Annotated in this window: 18 protein-coding genes; 7 read left to right on the top strand and 11 right to left on the bottom strand. The window is 65.0% G+C overall.

Annotated features, from left to right (window positions below; all coding sequences use genetic code 11):
• Positions 1–73 precede the first annotated feature (73 nt).
• From ACX80J_RS01435 to ACX80J_RS01425, 3 genes are all read left to right on the top strand, one after another.
• Positions 74–1084 (top strand): DNA-directed RNA polymerase subunit alpha, encoded by a 1011-nt coding sequence (locus tag ACX80J_RS01435; protein ID WP_055769255.1) that lies wholly within the window; start codon positions 74–76, stop codon positions 1082–1084.
• A 65-nt stretch (positions 1085–1149) separates the two neighbouring features.
• Positions 1150–1743 carry a 50S ribosomal protein L17 gene (gene rplQ / locus ACX80J_RS01430; protein WP_459346592.1) on the top strand — a complete coding sequence of 198 codons (594 nt, stop codon included), beginning with the start codon at positions 1150–1152 and terminating at the stop codon, positions 1741–1743.
• Between the two features lie 22 nt (positions 1744–1765).
• Complete coding sequence (locus ACX80J_RS01425) at positions 1766–2740, top strand: tRNA pseudouridine synthase A (protein ID WP_459346591.1); 975 nt, start codon at positions 1766–1768, stop codon at positions 2738–2740.
• A 516-nt stretch (positions 2741–3256) separates the two neighbouring features.
• Here ACX80J_RS01425 and ACX80J_RS01420 read toward each other — a convergent pair.
• The gene (locus tag ACX80J_RS01420; protein ID WP_459346590.1) at positions 3257–3880 is read right to left on the bottom strand and encodes a prepilin peptidase; all 624 of its coding nucleotides are present in this window, start codon (positions 3878–3880) and stop codon (positions 3257–3259) included.
• On the bottom strand, positions 3881–5530 hold the full coding sequence (locus ACX80J_RS01415) for a sensor histidine kinase (RefSeq protein WP_459346589.1): 1650 nt from the start codon (positions 5528–5530) through the stop codon (positions 3881–3883). It lies immediately after the preceding gene.
• A gap of 233 nt (positions 5531–5763) precedes the next feature.
• Between ACX80J_RS01415 and ACX80J_RS01410 the strand changes: the two genes are divergently transcribed.
• A complete protein-coding gene (locus tag ACX80J_RS01410) occupies positions 5764–6555 on the top strand; it encodes a response regulator transcription factor (RefSeq protein WP_459346588.1) in 792 nt (263 codons plus the stop codon).
• Positions 6556–6591: 36 nt separating this feature from the next.
• Here ACX80J_RS01410 and ACX80J_RS01405 read toward each other — a convergent pair whose 3' ends face one another.
• The 9 genes from ACX80J_RS01405 to ACX80J_RS01365 all read right to left on the bottom strand — a co-directional run bounded on the left by ACX80J_RS01405 (position 6592) and on the right by ACX80J_RS01365 (position 14067).
• Entirely contained in the window at positions 6592–6972 is a 381-nt protein-coding gene (locus ACX80J_RS01405; RefSeq protein WP_459346587.1) for an Hpt domain-containing protein, read from the bottom strand.
• A 120-nt stretch (positions 6973–7092) separates the two neighbouring features.
• A complete protein-coding gene (locus tag ACX80J_RS01400) occupies positions 7093–7974 on the bottom strand; it encodes a type II secretion system F family protein (RefSeq protein WP_459346586.1) in 882 nt (293 codons plus the stop codon).
• 10 nt (positions 7975–7984) lie between these two features.
• Positions 7985–8914 (bottom strand): type II secretion system F family protein, encoded by a 930-nt coding sequence (locus ACX80J_RS01395; RefSeq protein WP_459346937.1) that lies wholly within the window; start codon positions 8912–8914, stop codon positions 7985–7987.
• An 11-nt stretch (positions 8915–8925) separates the two neighbouring features.
• Positions 8926–10374 (bottom strand): CpaF family protein, encoded by a 1449-nt coding sequence (locus ACX80J_RS01390; protein ID WP_459346585.1) that lies wholly within the window; start codon positions 10372–10374, stop codon positions 8926–8928.
• Positions 10371–11567 carry an AAA family ATPase gene (locus ACX80J_RS01385; protein WP_459346584.1) on the bottom strand — a complete coding sequence of 399 codons (1197 nt, stop codon included), beginning with the start codon at positions 11565–11567 and terminating at the stop codon, positions 10371–10373. The genes ACX80J_RS01390 and ACX80J_RS01385 overlap by 4 nt, the downstream gene beginning before the upstream one ends.
• A complete protein-coding gene (gene cpaB, locus ACX80J_RS01380; protein ID WP_459346583.1) occupies positions 11564–12331 on the bottom strand; it encodes a Flp pilus assembly protein CpaB in 768 nt (255 codons plus the stop codon). Before cpaB ends, ACX80J_RS01385 begins: the two co-directional genes overlap by 4 nt.
• Positions 12332–12341: 10 nt before the next feature.
• Positions 12342–13328 carry a Tad domain-containing protein gene (locus tag ACX80J_RS01375; protein WP_459346582.1) on the bottom strand — a complete coding sequence of 329 codons (987 nt, stop codon included), beginning with the start codon at positions 13326–13328 and terminating at the stop codon, positions 12342–12344.
• A 38-nt stretch (positions 13329–13366) separates the two neighbouring features.
• On the bottom strand, positions 13367–13759 hold the full coding sequence (locus ACX80J_RS01370) for a TadE/TadG family type IV pilus assembly protein (protein WP_459346581.1): 393 nt from the start codon (positions 13757–13759) through the stop codon (positions 13367–13369).
• Between the two features lie 74 nt (positions 13760–13833).
• On the bottom strand, positions 13834–14067 hold the full coding sequence (locus ACX80J_RS01365; protein WP_459346580.1) for a Flp family type IVb pilin: 234 nt from the start codon (positions 14065–14067) through the stop codon (positions 13834–13836).
• A 537-nt stretch (positions 14068–14604) separates the two neighbouring features.
• On the opposite strand from ACX80J_RS01365, the gene rplM reads away from it, so the two are divergent.
• From rplM to glmM, 3 genes are all read left to right on the top strand, one after another.
• Positions 14605–15048: a 50S ribosomal protein L13 gene (rplM, locus tag ACX80J_RS01360; RefSeq protein ID WP_301226221.1), complete on the top strand. Its 444-nt coding sequence runs from the start codon at positions 14605–14607 to the stop codon at positions 15046–15048.
• A gap of 41 nt (positions 15049–15089) precedes the next feature.
• Positions 15090–15587, top strand: a complete 498-nt coding sequence (rpsI, locus tag ACX80J_RS01355) for a 30S ribosomal protein S9 (RefSeq protein WP_087076836.1) — start codon at positions 15090–15092, stop codon at positions 15585–15587.
• 222 nt (positions 15588–15809) lie between these two features.
• Positions 15810–17168 (top strand): phosphoglucosamine mutase, encoded by a 1359-nt coding sequence (gene glmM / locus ACX80J_RS01350; RefSeq protein WP_459346579.1) that lies wholly within the window; start codon positions 15810–15812, stop codon positions 17166–17168.
• The last annotated feature ends 10 nt before the right edge of the window (positions 17169–17178 follow it).

Here is a 17178-nt window from a genome sequence, read left to right as displayed (position 1 = left end):
TCGAGCCGGCCGACCCGCAGTCCCGCCCATACAGAAGCGTCATATAGCGGATGCTTCCTGAAAGGAAATGTACGTGCTTATTGCACAGCGCCCCACCCTGACTGAAGAAGTAGTCGCCGACAACCGCTCGCGGTTCGTTATCGAACCCCTCGAGCCCGGCTTCGGCTACACCCTCGGCAACTCCCTCCGCCGCACCCTCCTGTCCTCGATCCCCGGTGCTGCTGTGACCAGCATCCGCATCGACGGCGTGCTGCACGAATTCACCACGGTTCCCGGGGTGAAGGAGGATGTCACCGAGATCATCCTGAACATCAAGAATCTTGCCGTCTCCTCGGAGCACGACGAGCCCGTCGTCGCCTACCTGCGCAAGCAGGGTCCCGGCGTCGTCACCGCTGCGGACATCGCGCCTCCCGCAGGCGTCGAGTTCCACAACCCTGACCTCCACATCGCGACCCTCAACTCGAAGGGCAAGTTCGAGCTCGAACTGACCATCGAGCGTGGCCGCGGTTACGTGTCCGCCTCGCAGAACAAGTCCGGGGACTCCGAGATCGGCCGCATCCCGGTCGACTCCATCTACTCGCCGGTCCTGAAGGTCACCTTCCGCGTGGAAGCGACCCGTGTGGAGCAGCGCACCGACTTCGACAAGCTGATCGTCGACGTCGAGACGAAGGACGCCATCGCCCCGCGCGACGCCGTCGCTTCTGCCGGCACCACCCTGGTGGAGCTGTTCGGACTCGCCCGCGAGCTGAACACCGCCGCCGAGGGCATCGAGATCGGTCCTTCGCCGACCGACGCAGCACTTGCTGCCGACATGGCGCTGCCGATCGAGGACCTCGAACTCACGGTCCGCTCGTACAACTGCCTCAAGCGCGAGGGCATCCACTCCGTGGGTGAACTCGTCGCACGCTCCGAGGCCGACCTCATGGACATCCGCAACTTCGGTGCGAAGTCCATCGACGAGGTCAAGGCGAAGCTCGTCGAGCTCGGTCTCTCCCTGAAGGATTCCCCTCCAGGCTTCGACCTTGCTGCCCGCGCTGCTGCCATCGAAGAGGACGACGCCGCCTACGGCGACGAAGAGCTCTAAAACGCTATCTGTCCGTCCCGTCGCCGGAAAGCGGCGGGACGGACACCTAATGAGGAGAAATCACCATGCCCACACCCACTAAGGGCCCACGCCTCGGAGGCGGTCCGGCGCACGAACGCCTGATGCTCGCCAACCTGGCCGCCTCACTGTTCGAGCACAAGCGCATCACCACCACGGTGACGAAGGCCAAGCGCCTCCGCCCCTACGCCGAGCGTCTCATCACGTTCGCGAAGAAGGGCGACCTGGCGTCGCGTCGTCGCGTCCTCGGTGTCATCAGCAGCAAGAGCATCGTCCACGAGCTGTTCACGGACATCGCCCCCGCTGTTGCCAACCGCGAGGGTGGCTACACCCGCATCACGAAGATCGGCAACCGCAAGGGCGACAACGCCCCCATGGCCGTCATCGAACTGGTGCTGGAGCCCATGTCCGCCAAGCAGTCCGTCGTCGCCGAGGCCGAGCAGGCCAAGGCTCCCGCCGCTGCTGCAGCACCGGCCGCCGAGACCGTAGAGGTTCCGGAGACCGCTGAGGCTGTCGAGTCGGTCGACTCGGCACCTGCTGCCGACGATGTCGCAGCCGAGGAGACCACGATCGACGCCGAAGCCGGCGCCGAGGACGAGGTCGTCGTCGTCGAAGGCACTGTCGAGGACGAGAAGAAGTAATTCTTCCCCTCCGCCGCACGCCATGACCACGCTCGAGCCCGCCATCCCTTCCGGGTATGGCGGGCTTTTGCGTGTCCGGGTCCGCCTGGACATCTCCTACGACGGCGCGCCCTTCTCGGGCTGGGCCCTGCAGCCGGGGCTCACCACCGTCCAGGGCATCCTCGAAGGTGCCCTCTTCACCCTCCTGCGCCGGCAGGCGCGCCTCACCGTGGGCGGACGGACCGACGCCGGTGTCCATGCCCGCGGCCAGGTGGCCCACGTCGACCTGACCCACGCCGAGTGGGAGGGCATGCCGCGGGGCCGTGATGTCGACCCGGCCGACGCCTTCCTGCGCCGACTGACCGGCACCATCAACAGCGAGCTCACCGACGGTATGACGGGACGGGGTCGTTCCGTCCGCAACTCTGTACCCGCCGTCGTCGTGCGTTCCGCCACCCGCGCACCTGCCGGTTTCGACGCCCGCTTCTCCGCGCTCTGGCGCCGCTACAGCTACGGCATCGCCGATACCGTGGCCGGGCAGGACCCGCTGCGCCGCCACACGACGCTGTGGCACCCTGCGGCGCTGGATGTGGCGCTGCTCAACGAGGGTGCGGCCCACCTGCTCGGGATGCAGGATTTCGCCGCCTTCTGTAAGCCCCGGGTAGGGGCCACGACCATCCGGGAACTGCAGCGCTACGAGTTCGTCCGTGGGGCGGACGGCGTCATCACGGCCACCGTGCAGGCGGATGCCTTCTGCCACAACATGGTGCGGGCGCTCATCGGATCGACGCTGCGGGTGGGATCGGGGGAGCTGCCGCCGGTGTGGCTGGCAGAGCGGCTGGCGGCCCGCCTCAAGGACGCCCGGTCCATTCTGGCCGCTCCGCATCCGCTCGTGCTCGAGGAGATCGCGTACCCCGGCGACGAGGAGCTCGCCGTTCGTGCGGAGCTCACACGGGCCCGCCGGAACGCGGGACACCTGACGGATGCGCCCGCCGACTCCGACGGTCCGGACGCCTAGCCCGGACTCGAGGGCCTCGGGTCGTCATCCTCGGGTTCCTGGGCTGGGCGGCACACCCGGAGGGTCTTTCCTCGGCTCCTGCCAGATATCGGGGCGGCCTTCCCTGGGGGAGTTCCACCCGGGATGCTGTGCCCACTGCCGCCTCAGGCGCGCTTTCCTGCCGGCACGCCGGAAGATGCCCACTGCCTCGCAGGCCGCCACGATCGTCCCGCCGGCGAAGAGCACACCTGCGAAGAGGCTGACCAGGAGCATCAGCCCCGCCGCACCGGCCGAATATTCCACCAGGTAGTCATCTCCACGGGCCGGCACAAGCACCTCCGCTGGTGGCTCCACTATCCCGCTCAACCAGCCGAAAGACTCCACGGTGTAACCGAAGGTCGCCCAGCTGAGGATCACACCGCCCAGCACAAGCGCTGCCCTGCTCCAGCCCCTGGTGGGCCGATCCTCAGTCGGAGTCGGCATCTTGAAAATCTTCATTGTCCCCTACCTGATAGTCCGCCGGGCCTTCCCAAGGCTCTAACCCAGCAGGACGAAGCTCGCCAGGGCGGCGAGCAGCATGCCGGGACCGAACGGGAAGGTCGAGTTACGCGATCCTCGGCGCAGCAGGATGACGCCGATCCCGGCGAGCCCGCCTAGTAGGAACCCGCCGAGGAGTGTTCCCATCCAGGCAGCGGCACCCGCCCACCCGCCGAACAGCCCGAGGACGGCTGCAAGCTTCACGTCGCCCATCCCCATGCCGGCCGGCGAGATGAGGGCGAGTAGGAAATACACGATGAAGAGGCAGGCACCTCCCGCAGCCGCAGCCAGCAGGCCGCCCCAGTTTGCTGTCACCACTCCCGCGAGGATGAGCAGGGGAACGGTGATCGCCAGGAACCGTAGGAGGACTGCGTTCGGCAGCAGCTTGGTACGCGCGTCGATCGCTCCGAGCACGACGCCGAAGGCCGCAAGGACGACGAGGAGTGGCAAGTTCCACGACAAGCCCATGACGACGCTTCCCCCCCCCGCGAGAATTCCTGCCAGCAGCGCCATGGGAACCCGCCAGGACGAAGGCAGGACCGTACGCGGGTCCCTGCCGGCGAGGGCGAACAGCGCGTAGCCAAGAGCGGCGGAGAGGACGGTTATGGAAAGGGCGAGGACCACCTAGACGGACTCTTCCAAGGAATCGTGTGGCACGCGGCTGACGTCGCCGTTGACTGGCAGCGTCACCGTGAAGCGGCTTCCCTCGCCGGGAGAGCTGACACAGGAGATCGCCCCGCCGTGGCTCTCCACGATGGACTTGGTAATCGCCAGTCCGAGGCCCGCCCCCTCGATGTCGGCATGCCGTGCGGCCGGGGTCCGGTAGAAGCGCGAGAACACCTGCCGAGCCTCCTGCTCCGTCATGCCCATGCCACTGTCCTCGACGTGCAGGTTGATGCACGTCTCCGTCTCCTCCGCGTAGACGCTCACCACACCGCCGCGGGGGGAGTACTTGATCGCGTTGGACACGAGATTGTCGAGCACCTGGGAGATCCGCAGTGGGTCGATCAGCGTCCAGAGCGGGTTCTGGGCATCGCTCTCGAGCTTCACCTTGTTCTTCTGGGCCCGAAGTCGGTTGGACCTCACGCTCATCTCGATGAGGGCGGCAAGGTCCACAGGGCGGGGATGGACCCGAACCTTGTCTCCTGCAGTGGACAGCAGGTCGGCCACGAGGTGGAGGACACGTTCGGCGTTGCGGCCCGCCACATCCACGTAGCCCTTGAGGTGGGCGGGTAGCGGGTGCTCGTCCTCCATGACCAGTTCGAGGTAGCCGAGGACAGACGTGAGGGGAGCATGGAACTCGTGGGAGATGTTCGAGATGAAGGCGTCCTTCGCGGTGACGGCCTCGACGAGTTCGGTCACGTCACTGCACACGATCAGTGCACCGGCGATACGGCCGTCGGCGTTCTTGATAGGTCGGGCGGCTGTCGAGAGCGCGCGCTGCGCATCGCCCTCGCCTACCCAGATGAGTTCGTCGGCATAGGTCTGACCAGTGAGGGCGCGGTAGATGGGCCTTTTCTCCAGGGGGAGCGGCGTGGTGCGGTCCGGGCCGAAGTAGAGGGAGCGGTGTGTGTCGTCGTGCCCTGTTGCGAGCCGGTTGAACAGTTCCTGTTGGCGGTTTGTGAGCGTGGTGTTGCCGTGTGCATCTACGGCGGTGAGTCCGACGTCGACGGTGTCGAGGATTGCGGTCAGGACGCGTTCACGGTCCATGGCCGCGCGCAGCAGGTCGTTGAGCTCACGGTCCTTGCGCTCGATCTCCAGCTCGCGCGCCCGAGCGCTGAGGCTCATGACGCGGATGGTGACGGCGATGCAGAGCATCACGATCGGTAACAGCAGGATTCCCAGGTACGAGCGTATGCGGGCGGGGTCGAAGGAGCCTAGCAGCGGCCAAGCTGTCACCAGGAGGGATCCGGTCCAGGTGAGGACGAGAGCCGCCCAGGTGGGGAGCGAGGAGCGCATGAGCCAGAGCACAGGAAAGACGGCGAGGACGCCGAGTGCCGGCTGGGTCTCCGCGGCACCGGCCCGAACAAGTGCGATGGCGACGAAGTCGAGGATGGGCACCACCAGCAGGCTGCCGCGCGGAAGCTCGCGCCACGGGACCACGATGCACAGGGCCAGCAGGACCAGAATCATCGAAAAACCCAGGTCGAAGGTCGGATTCGACATGAGGCCGGGCCGGAGGACCGGCGCCGTGACGCCGATGACGACGACGATTACGGTGAGGGGGATCTGGCACAGCACGACGGAGCGGTTGATGGTGAACCTCGATGCCATTACGCGCAGTCGAACCGCACTTGCATCCCTAGGCACGCACTATCCAAGGAAAGATGAGAGACCACATGATAAAGAACTTTCCGACGCTGAGACCTACGTACTGCCTCACATTATGTCCCCTATCACGCGTTTTGCACCGGAAGGCGGCGTAATTCCGGTGCGCGGGCATGCACAATGGGATTCATGACGAGTCGAGCGCGCAGCAGCGCAGGTCACATGGGGGTAGGAACCGAATGAGCGATCCGGGCGTAGCGGTAGTCATCGAGGACGACGCCGATGTGCGAAATCTCGTGGCGGCCGTCCTGCGGCAGTCGGGATTCGACGTCCACGTGGCACCCAGCGGAAGGGCCGGCGTCGACCTGGTCCGCGAGCACGACGCGACCGTGGTGACGGTCGATGTCGGGCTGCCGGACATCGACGGATACGAGGTGCTCCGGCGCATCCGCAGCTCCAGCAACTGCTATGTCGTCATGCTGACGTCGCGCGGTGACGAGCTGGACACTCTCACGGCCCTGCAGCTCGGCGCGGACGACTACCTCACCAAACCGTTCCGTCCACGGGAGCTTCGAGCCCGCATCGCCGCTATGCTGCGGCGTCCGCGCGCCGTTCCCGAGCCTGTAGGGGCTGCTCACGCCGGTGCTGCAGCGCCTGCGGTGGCTGTCGCCGCACCTTCCGCTCCCGTGTCGGAGACGTCGTCGGTCCTGGAGCACAACGGGCTGGTTCTCAACGCTGCGGCCCGCACCGTCGTGCTCGACGGCGCTGACCTGCCGCTGACGCGCAGTGAGTTCGATCTGCTGCACGAGATGCTGAAGAGCAACGGAGCGGTGAGGACCAAGGCCGATCTGGTGCGTGTGGTGCGTGGCGACTACTACGGTGAGGACGCCTACATCAGTGACTCGGACGAGCGCGCCATCGAGGTGCACATCGGCAACCTCCGCCGGAAGCTGGACGAGGACCCGAAGAACCCCCGCTGGCTGCAGACCGTGCGCGGGGTGGGCTACCGGCTGACGCCCGCCCGAGTGTGACTCGGCGGTCCCATGCGGCGGTTCAGCGGTGCAGTCTCAAGCGGGCGTGAGGTACCGGGTTTCGAGTTCGTTGATGGTGTCCAGTCCGCAGCGCTCGATCGCTGTGAGTGCTGTGCGTGCTGTCTCCAGGTCTGCTGACGTCACAGCCGTCTCCAGATCCGCGGCCATCGCGGAGAGCCGTGCGGCGCCGACCATGGCGGATGAGTTGCGCAGGCTGAGGACGGCGTCGAGGGCAGCGGGGAGGTCCACCGTGCCGATGGATCTGGTGAGGCGAAGGTAGCGCGTCTCGAATCCTGTGATGTAGTCGCGCGCGAAAGCCCGGGCCGGCACGGGGTCATTTAGCTGTCGCTCCAACTGGGAGAGGACAGCGAGGTCCACGAGCGGGAGGACCATCGGGGCGACATTCGGTAGCACCATGTCAGGCTACTTCCGGGATCTGACTGTTTGCCGGAAACCGGCCGATGCTGACATATAACTGCGCAATTGCTTCCCCGTTCCCCTTCTTACGACGGGAACTCGCCTTCTTCATGGAGGACATTATTGGCCCGCGAAGGTATCGATGACGTTGAGAGCGGCGGGACCGAGAATGACAATGAACAGCACCGGAAAGATGAATAGCAGCAGCGGGAAGAGCACTGCGACGGGTAGCTTCATGGCCTTTTCCTCAGCGCGTTGGCGTCGCTTGACGCGCATCACCTTCGCCTGGGTGCGGAGTACCCCCGATAGGGCGATGCCGTAAGCATCTGCTTGCACAATGGCCTTGACGAAGCTGCGCAGTTCCGGGATGGTGCTGCGATCGGCCATCGCGAGGTAGGCCTCACGCCTGCTGCGCCCCACCTGCATGTCCTGCAGCGTCCGGACGAGTTCCTCTGCCAGTGGCCCTTTACCGGTCTCGCCTGCGCGCTGCATGGCGCTTTCGAAGCCGAGGCCCGCCTCGACTGAGATCAGCATCTGGTCGAGGGTGTTGGCCAGTTCGAGGGCCATCGCCTTCTGACGTTCCTGACCCTTGCTGTAGAGGAGCAGGTCGGGCACGAAGTACCCCAGCACGGTGATGAAGATTGCCAGCAGCACGAAGAGCTTTTCCGGCTTGGACTGCACCAAGAGCAAACCGGCAAGCCCGCCGGCGAGGGCGAGGAGGGGTTTGGCTGTCAGGACCTTCGCCAAAGGCATTGAGAAAGGCCGCCCGGCGAGCGCGAGCAGGTGGTCGAGCTTCATGACGTAGGCCTGCGGTGTCAGCCGGTGTCCCAGCCGCAACAGCGGGTTCGGCCGTTCCGCAGCTGCTGCGGCCAGTCCAATGCCCTGGTTGAGGTTGTGCTGGACGAGGCGACGCACCTTCACGTCCGACGTGAGTAACGACCACGTGAAATAGCCGAGGGGCGCGGCGGTCATCAGAAGTGACGCGAACAGGATCGGGTCCATGGAGGTTTCCTCAGAACTTCAGGTCGATGATTTTGCGCAGCCAGAGCCCGCCAATGGTCATTAGCAAGGCGGCGGCCCCGAGCATTACCCACCCCAGCGGTTTGGTGAAGAGCGGGTCCACGTAGCCCGGACTGACAACAGTCAGGATGAGTGCGATGCCGAAGGGCAGTGCGGCAAGGATGTAGGCCGAGAACTTGCCTTCCGCGGCGAGCGACCGGATGTGCCCCTTGATCTCGCTACGTTCGCGGATGGTGTGGCCGACCTGGTCGAGGACATCGGCGAGATCACCGCCCACCTCTCGATTGATCTGGATGGCCTGGCCGATCCACGCAAAGTCCTCGTTCTGCATACGGTGGGAGGTATCGATCAGCGAAGCGAGCAGGTCCTTGCCGAGGCTGGTCTCGGCGACGATGCGACGCATCTCCTCCGACGTCGGACTGTCCGCTTCAATGGCTGCTGCATCAATTGCACGCAGGATGCTGTGGCCGGCCCGCAGCCCGCCGGTCAGGAGTTGCAGTGTGTCGCCTAGCTGGGCGTCGAAGCGGCGCCGTCGTCGTCCGGTCAGGAGAACCACCACCAGGTGCGCCGCGGGCGGAGCCAGCAGGAGCAGCAGGATGCCCACCACGGGGGCGAGCAGGACCCAACCGAGTAGGAGGCCCGTGATGGCAGCAAGAATGACGAGCAGGTACACCTCCGCCTGACTGATCTTCACGCCGGCAGTTTCAAGCACCGCCTGGTTGAGGAAGCGCATCGGGCGGCGCTTGAGGTAGGAGTCCACCGCACGGCCGACAGCCCCCGCGAATCTCGACAGCTGTGAGTCCGACTCGTCGAGGGGAGGACGACGCCGATCAAGTGGCACCGGCGACTGTAGTGGCCGGAGGGCCACGAGCACGAGGGCGATGGCGCCGACCAGAAGGGCGAACCCGCTGACCAAGAGGATGCTCATCTCTTCTACCTTCCGCGCACTGGGGAGGACCCGAAAACTGCGGGAGAGACCGTGATGCCCATGTCCTCGAAGCGCTCCATGAAGCGTGGGCGGATGCCGGTGGGGATCGGCTTGCCGAGGAAACGGCCCTTCTGGTCGACTCCGGCGGAGTAGTCGAAGACGAAGGCGTCCTGCAGGGTGACGACGTCGCCTTCCATGCCCTGGACCTCCGTGACGTGCGTGATGCGGCGGCTTCCATCCCGGAGGCGCGAGATCTGCACTACGAGGTTGACGGCGGAGGCTAACTGCTCGCGGATAGCCCGGAGCGGCAGGTCCATGCCGGCCATCAGGACGAGCGTCTCGAGGCGGGCGACGGCATCGCGCGGGGAGTTCGCATGCACTGTCGAGAGCGAGCCGTCGTGTCCGGTGTTCATGGCCTGCAGCATGTCGAGGGACTCACCCCCTCGCACCTCGCCGATCACGATCCGGTCCGGCCGCATACGGAGCGAGTTACGCACCAGATCACGGATGGAGACCGCACCCTTGCCCTCGGTGTTGGGCGGGCGGCTCTCCAACCGCACCACGTGTTGCTGTTGGATTTGGAGCTCGACGGCGTCCTCGATGGTGACGATCCGCTCGTCTCCAGGGAGGAAGGAGGAGAGCACATTGAGGAGGGTCGTCTTTCCGGTACCCGTACCACCCGAGACGATGATGTTGAGCTTCGCCTTCACGCAGGCGTCGAGCAGTTCCGCCATCTCGGGCGTCAGTGTCCCGAAATCGATGAGGTTCTGTACCGTCAGGGGTACCTTGCTGAACTTACGAATCGTCAGGGAGGAGCCGTTGACGGCAAGTGGCGGGATGACCGCGTTGACACGGGAACCGTCCTCGAGCCGGGCGTCCACGAACGGCGAGGACTCGTCGATGCGGCGGCCGACCTTGGAGACGATGCGCTCGATGACCCTGCGCAGGTGTTCCTCCGAGCTGAACCGGGACTCACTGAGAGTCAACCGGCCCTTCTGCTCCACATAGATCTGGTCCATCCGGTTGACCATGATCTCGGTGACGGTGGGGTCGTCGAGGAGTCGCTGGAGCGGACCGAACCCCAGGACGTCGTCGGCGACGTCCTGGATGAGGCGGCGTCGTTCATCGGGGCTGAGCGGCACCTGTTCGGCGTCGATAATCTGGCTCAGTTCGTCACGCGCGATGACCTTCAGGTCCTCCTCGGTGATCGAGGTGTCGCTGGCGCGGACTCCCATCCGCTCGAAGAGGGCAAAGGCCGCACGCTGCTTGAGGCCAGCGAAGACGTCGACCTTCGCCGATCCTGGTTTGTCCGAAGCATCGCGAACGATGGCGGGAGCAAGCGTAGAGGGACGGGGCTCCTCGACGGTTGCTATGGCAGCGGCCGGGTCTTCGGCAGGAGCGGCGGAGGGGACGGGCGTCAGGCCGGCGGCCTGGATACGAGCAGAGAGCTTCATCGGACGACCACGCGGCGGTGTAGCTTCCGCTGAGACCTGGCGCGCCACTCGTGATCGAAGCGTTCGACGAGGTCGTTGAGGCTCTTCGTGGCCGGGTCGCGGACCTTGTCCTGGAGAAGGGGAATTCCGCGGTTCGTGGAGAGGGTGAGGCCTCGCGAGCGTGGGATGGAGACGTCGACGGGCGCCGCGAGGGTTGCTTCGATGTCCTGCACCGAGAGGCCGGTCTTCGTATCCGCGAAGTTGACCACCACGTGCCGGGTCTCGGGCAGAAGGTTGAGCTGATTGAGGACATCGAGGCCCGTGCGAAGGCCGCGGACGCTCGGCACGTCCATGCCGGTCACCCAGACAGCATCAGTGCACTGCTCAAGTGCAGCCAGACTTGGTTCCGTGAGTCCCGGCCCGGTGTCGACGACGACGTAACGGAACTCGAGGGCGAGCTGCTGGATCAGGCGCGTGATCTGCTCGGGGGAGATTCGGTCCGCATCGGCAGGATTTCGGGGACCACACAGGGCGTAGATCCCCGAGGGGTGCGCCGTGAGGAACGCCTTGAGCACCATGGTGTCCTGGGTGGCTGCACCTGATACGGCATCAAGGACGGAGTACTCGGGGTTCAGATAAAGACCGGAGGCAACGTCACCGAACTGGAGGTCCAGATCCACGATGACGACGCTCATGGGAGCAAGCTTGCCGAGACCGACCGCGAGGTTGGTGGAAATGGTGGTCTTGCCCACGCCGCCCTTCGGAGAGAACACCCCGATGACGAGACCGCTCTGCTGCTGACCCGGCAACTGCGCATCGGAGCGCTGGCGGGTAGCGAAGGCCTGGCAGGCGCGCTCAAGCTGGGCGCGGATGCTCGCGACATCGGCCAGAGGGCTGAGGATGTCGCGGACGCCCGCTCGCATCGCCTGCAGAGCGACGTCGGGGTGCTCCTCATGGACCAGCACTACGCTGATCTCGGGGAAGGTCACATCCACGATGATTGCGAGCCGCAGCGCGTCCTCGATGGCGATGCCGGGCCCAAAGATGAGCACCTCGGGTCGCTCCAGCGAAAGCTGCTCGAGGATCGCGTCGGTGTCTCCAGACAGCACGCTCGCGGGCAGGCTCTTCACGTGCCCCTGCAATCCGCCAGAGACGGCGAGGCGGACCTTCTGCTCGAAATCGGAGCTCGGTGTAATCAGGACGAATCTGCTCATCGGTACAGGACCTTGTCGTGAATGGTGATGGGTTCAGGGCTTTCCACAGCGGAGCTCGGTTCCTTGCTGAGCCACACGCTCTCAAACTCATTGGCGAAGACGATCTTCGTGGCCTGCTCCTCGCTCACGGCGACCGTCAGCATGAGCGAACCAGACGGCAGCGCTTCAGCTTCTGCCTTCGCCTGCTCTTCAGGAGTGGCCTGAGGATCGACGGCTGCCGCGACAGGTGCCCGCTGGACCGAGGTGACAAGGACCTTGTGAAGCACAAGCTGGGTGGTGTCCGCCTCCGGATCTTCGGGCAGGGAACCAGGAGCCATGGAGATGAAGATGCCGACTGTGTCACCCGGCAGTATCTTCCCGCCGACGGCGCGATCGGGTTCGATTGTGAAGGAAATCTCCTGCAAGCCTTCCGGTGCCTTGACACTTCCTGTGAGCGATGCTTCATCTGGACTGACAAGACGTTCGGCCAGCAGCTGCTCGCCCGGCATCAGGGCAACCGCGGTGACCATTCCGTCCGAGGATTCCAGGTCCTTCAGGGCGGAGTCGCCCACCGCGGTAGCCGGCAGGGTCTCCGTCGTGAGGAAGGGCATAAGTTCTTCCGAGGGCGTCCCTGCGGGAACCTCGGTTGCGACGACGAGGACGGGCACCGGGTCAAGGCCCTCTACAGCCCGAGCTTCGGCACCCTGGGCGTAGCCGTAGAGCATCATGGCTCCGACGAGCGCGAGGACGACGGCGGCGACGCCGGCCAGGACACGAGATTTCATGAGGGAGCTTTCAGAGCGAGGGTCGAACGACGGTTGCGCCGCCGCTAGTAACGGGTCCGAGGGCGTAGCCGTCGGCGAGCGAGACGTACTTGATGAACTTGCCGATGATGCCGCGGCAGTTGCCGTTGCAGCTCTTCGTGACAGATCCATCGGTCACCGACGGGTTGAAGGTCATCGGAAGGTGATTGTTCCCAGAAAATGCCCACCCCTTTACGTCGTACGCCGTGAAGTAGAGGAGGTGATATTGTGCTCCGGCACCAGTGCCGGTCACTTGATCGAAGACCGGAAGGAGGAGCGTCACGGGTCTGCCAGCCGACAGGTCGGCCGCCCAACCATTCAGGACGGCGTCACAGTTGCTCGGTCCGTCATTACCTGTGTCACCAGCGCCCAGTTGCACAGCGATGTCGACGAATGCTCCACACTGGCCGGACGATTGTGACAACCAGCCGAATCCACCCGGCACGGCAGCGCCGGAAGGGCCGTAATTGCAGTCAGGGTTCGCGTTGTCACCGTGGGCCTGAAGGAGTTGGAGTGATCCGCCGACCTGTCCCTGTACTTGACAGATCGAGAAAGTCAAAGGAAATGGTGCAATGCCCGTGGTGGGGCTTCCCCAGACCGCTTTAGAGGTCGCGGTGACCTCGCTGGAACTGATTCCTAGAACATTGGCAAAAATGGCAGAGACCCTGTTCGGCGTACCACCCTGTTCCATCGCACCCGCTGTGACGGTCACCTTCCGCTCACTCTTGTCAACGACGACGTCCGAGACATTGCTGCGCGCATCGAGGGCGTTGTCGTTGGCGAGGCTGCGTGCCAGCGGGGAGGTGGAGGCACACTCGGCATCGCTGGAGTTCGAGGCGCATTTCTGCGCGATGGCCAGGGCGCCGGCATCTGCCCCATTCTGCAACTGAGCTTTCTCCGAGTAGAGGAGCCCGATGTCGACTGCGAGGGCTGCGAAGCCCAGCAGGACCACCATGAGGAGGGCGACGAGTACGCTCACCGCGCCCCGCTCGGATCGGCTTGATGCGCTGCCCTGCATCAACCTCCACACAGCATGACTCCCTTACCGGTCATAGCGAAGGGGCCCGCTATACCCGTGAGCGTGCTCAGGGTGTAGGTAATCGTTACGGTTGATGTGCTTCCCGCAGGGCACGGATTGCTCGTTGTTGCTCCCGGAACGGATATCGCGATGTTCGAGTCGGTCAGAAGCGGGTTCAGCATCTGACCGGCCGTTGCGGTCGCGGACCGGGCCAGGCCCGGGTCCTTTGAAATCGACATGACCCGGACGCCCTCCCGAGCCGCGTTCGTGAGCGTGACCTGTGCGTTGAAAGCACGTCCGAATTCCATGATGCCGAGGAGGAGGAGGATCAGCACAGGTAGCACCAGGGCCATCTCGACTGCGGCCGCACCGCGTTCTTTATTTACACTCACCGGCGTGCATCTTCCTCAATCAGACGGCCGCAGAACTGGGTGAGCTCATAGTCCCACCCAGTTCTGCGAGGGCGTTATGCGCAGGTGGCGGGCGTCGTGGCAGTTGCAGCGGTGTAGGTCTTGCTATTGATGGCGCACTGAGCCTTTGTGAACTTGTCCTGGAGTCCGCTACCAAGCAGGGTGACAGCCGCGATGATGACGACCGCGATGAGGGCGACCATGATGCCGTACTCGACAGCGGTGGCGCCGTCTTCCTTGCGGACCAGGCGGGGGAGGATGGGCATACGGGTGTTCGAGACGAGGAACATAATGGGACTCCTGAGACGGGTAGTGGCTGACCCAGTGCCAGCTCTGAGCAAAAACCTAATCGCCAATTTGGTGGTGGACGCCTGAATCGAGGCGAACCTGAGGGAAGCTTCATCCTTCGGACCTTCTCCTGCGCAGAACCTGCGTTTTACCGGGCGGTCTCCACCGGGATCTGAGTAGTTGGAGACCGCTTACACGTAGTTCGCCCTGCTGCATGCAGGTATGGATCCGAGTCGGAAGCCGGACAGGTGTGCCGGATCGCCCGCCCAGCCGGCGCCACCGGCCATTTTGACCTGGAGCATGGCGGCAGGCTAATCTTGGTAGTCGTTGTGCGTATCCCAGCTCGATACGTCTGCGCCTCTCGGAGCGGTTCAGTTGCAGAACCACCTGGCCCGGGGGCGGAGCCGAGATTTACGGGATAACTGGTCGTATTTCAGCCCTCACCTGAAGTTCCGGTAACGCATGAATAAGCTGAGCCCGCGGGCACGGAGGTTTCCGTGGATGCGGGCGACACCGAAATAGAAACGAAGGCCATAACCGTGCGTACGTACACCCCGAAGCCAGGCGACATCAGCCGCCAGTGGCACGTAATCGATGCAACCGACGTCGTCCTCGGCCGTCTTGCCAGCCAGACCGCAATCCTGCTCCGCGGAAAGCACAAGCCGACCTTCGCTCCCCACATGGACATGGGCGATTTCGTCATCATCATCAACGCTGAAAAGGTAGCCCTCACCGGCTCCAAGCTCGAGCAGAAGCGCGCCTACCGCCACTCGGGTTACCCGGGCGGCCTGAAGTCCACCAGCTACGTGGAACTCCTGGACAAGAACCCGGAGCGCGCAGTCGAGAAGGCTATCCGCGGCATGCTTCCCAAGAACTCGCTGGCAGCCCAGCAGATCGGCAAGCTGAAGGTCTACCGCGGTGCTGAGCACCCCCACGCCGCGCAGCAGCCCAAGACGTTCGAAATCACCCAGGTCGCCCAGTAGTCCTGGCCACCACACACTAAGAAATTAATTCAAGGAGAACCGTGGCTCAGAACCCTGAAGAGCTGAATGAACCTACTGAGGAGCTTACGAGCTACACCTCAGAGTCCACCGAGGCCAGCGAGACCACCGCGAAGGAGCGCCCCGCGCTGACGGTCGGCGGCGGAGCCGTTGGACGCCGCAAGGAAGCAGTCGCCCGCGTGCGCCTCGTCCCCGGCACCGGCAAGTGGATCGTCAACGGGCGCGAGCTCGCTGACTACTTCCCGAACAAGCTGCACCAGCAGGAAGTCAACGACCCGTTCAAGCTCCTCGAGCTCGACGGCGCGTACGACGTCATCGCCCGCATCCACGGTGGTGGACCCTCCGGCCAGGCCGGTGCCCTCCGCCTCGGTGTTGCGCGCACGCTGAACGAGATCGACCGCGAGAACAACCGCCCCGCCCTCAAGAAGGCAGGCTTCTTGACCCGTGACGCCCGCGTCATCGAGCGCAAGAAGGCCGGTCTCAAGAAGGCACGCAAGGCGCCTCAGTACTCCAAGAGGTAATTTTCGCCTTCCCCGAGCGGAATCGCAGGCGCGATTCCGCTCGGGTCCCCTCGGCGAAAATTGCCTCTTGGCTCCACGCTCCAGGGCGTGGGCTGGGTCACATTCTTTCTGCTGTTAGGGACACGCGCTGATGCCCGTCCGGGGTTCCGGGCGGGCATCGTGCTTTAACCTGTTGGGGACCCACCTGAGCGGTCTCATGTTCTTCACTTAGGATGATCCACGATGAGCAAGTTATTCGGCACCGATGGTGTGCGCGGCCTGGCCAACGGCCTGATCACGGCGGAACTCTCCCTGCAGCTGGCCCAGGCGGCCGCCGTCGTGCTCGGCCACAACGCGGTCGACGGTGATCGACGGCCCACCGCCGTGATCGCCCGCGACCCCAGGATCAGCGGTGAGTTCATCGCCGCTGCCGTGGAAGCGGGCCTCGCGAGCTCCGGGGTCGACGTCTACGACGCCGGCGTCCTGCCGACGCCCGCCGCGGCGTTCCTCGTCGCCGATCTCGACGCCGACTTCGGCGTCATGATCTCCGCCTCCCACAATCCGGCCCCGGACAACGGCATCAAGTTCCTCGCCCGCGGCGGCAAGAAGCTCAGCGACGCGCTCGAGGACGCCATCGAGGCCGAGATGACCAACGCACGCCGCCGCCCCGTCGCCGGCGACGTAGGCCGGATCCAGCGCTTCGCCGACGCGGAGGACCGCTACGTGGTCCACCTGCTCCAGACCATCCCGCACCCCCTCGACGGGCTGAAGGTGGTCCTCGACTGCGCCCATGGTGCCGCCAGCGGCTGCTCCCCGGAGGTGTTCAAGAACGCCGGCGCGGACATCGTGGTCATCGGCGCGGACCCGGATGGCGTCAACATCAATGACGGATACGGCTCCACGCACCTCGAGAAGCTCCAGGCCGCCGTGCTCGAGCACGGAGCGGACCTCGGCATCGCCCACGACGGCGACGCCGACCGCTGCCTCGCCGTGGACCACGAGGGCACCGTCGTGGACGGCGACCAGATCATGGCCGTCATGGCGCTGGCCATGAAGGACGCCGGTAAGCTCAAGGACGACACCCTCGTGGCCACCGTGATGAGCAACCTCGGGCTGAAGATCGCCCTGCGCGAGGCCGGCATCTCCATCAAGGAGACCGGCGTCGGTGACCGCTACGTCCTCGAGGGCATGCGCGACGGCGACTACACGCTCGGCGGCGAACAGTCCGGCCACGTGATCTTCGCCGAGTATGCGACGACCGGCGACGGCGTCCTCACAGGGCTCCAGCTCGCCTCACGCATCGCTGCGACGGGCAAGAGCCTCAAGGAGCTCGCGGCTGTCATGACGAAGCTCCCGCAGGTACTCATCAACGTCAAGGGCGTGGACCGCACGGCCGCCACCTCGGACGAGGGTGTGCAGGAGGCCGTCCGCGAGGCGGAGCAGATCCTGGGCGAGACCGGACGGGTCCTGCTGCGTCCCTCGGGTACCGAGCCGGTCGTCCGCGTGATGGTCGAGGCCGCCGATACCGGGACGGCCCAGCGCATTGCCGAGGAACTCGCCGCCACCGTGCAGGAGCGTTTGTCGCTCGAGCCTGCCGCCTAGCCTCCCTCGT

This window comes from Arthrobacter rhamnosi, from assembly GCF_054510975.1.
The sequence above is the reverse complement of the archived record's forward strand: the minus strand, read 5'-3'. Positions and strand labels throughout refer to the sequence as shown.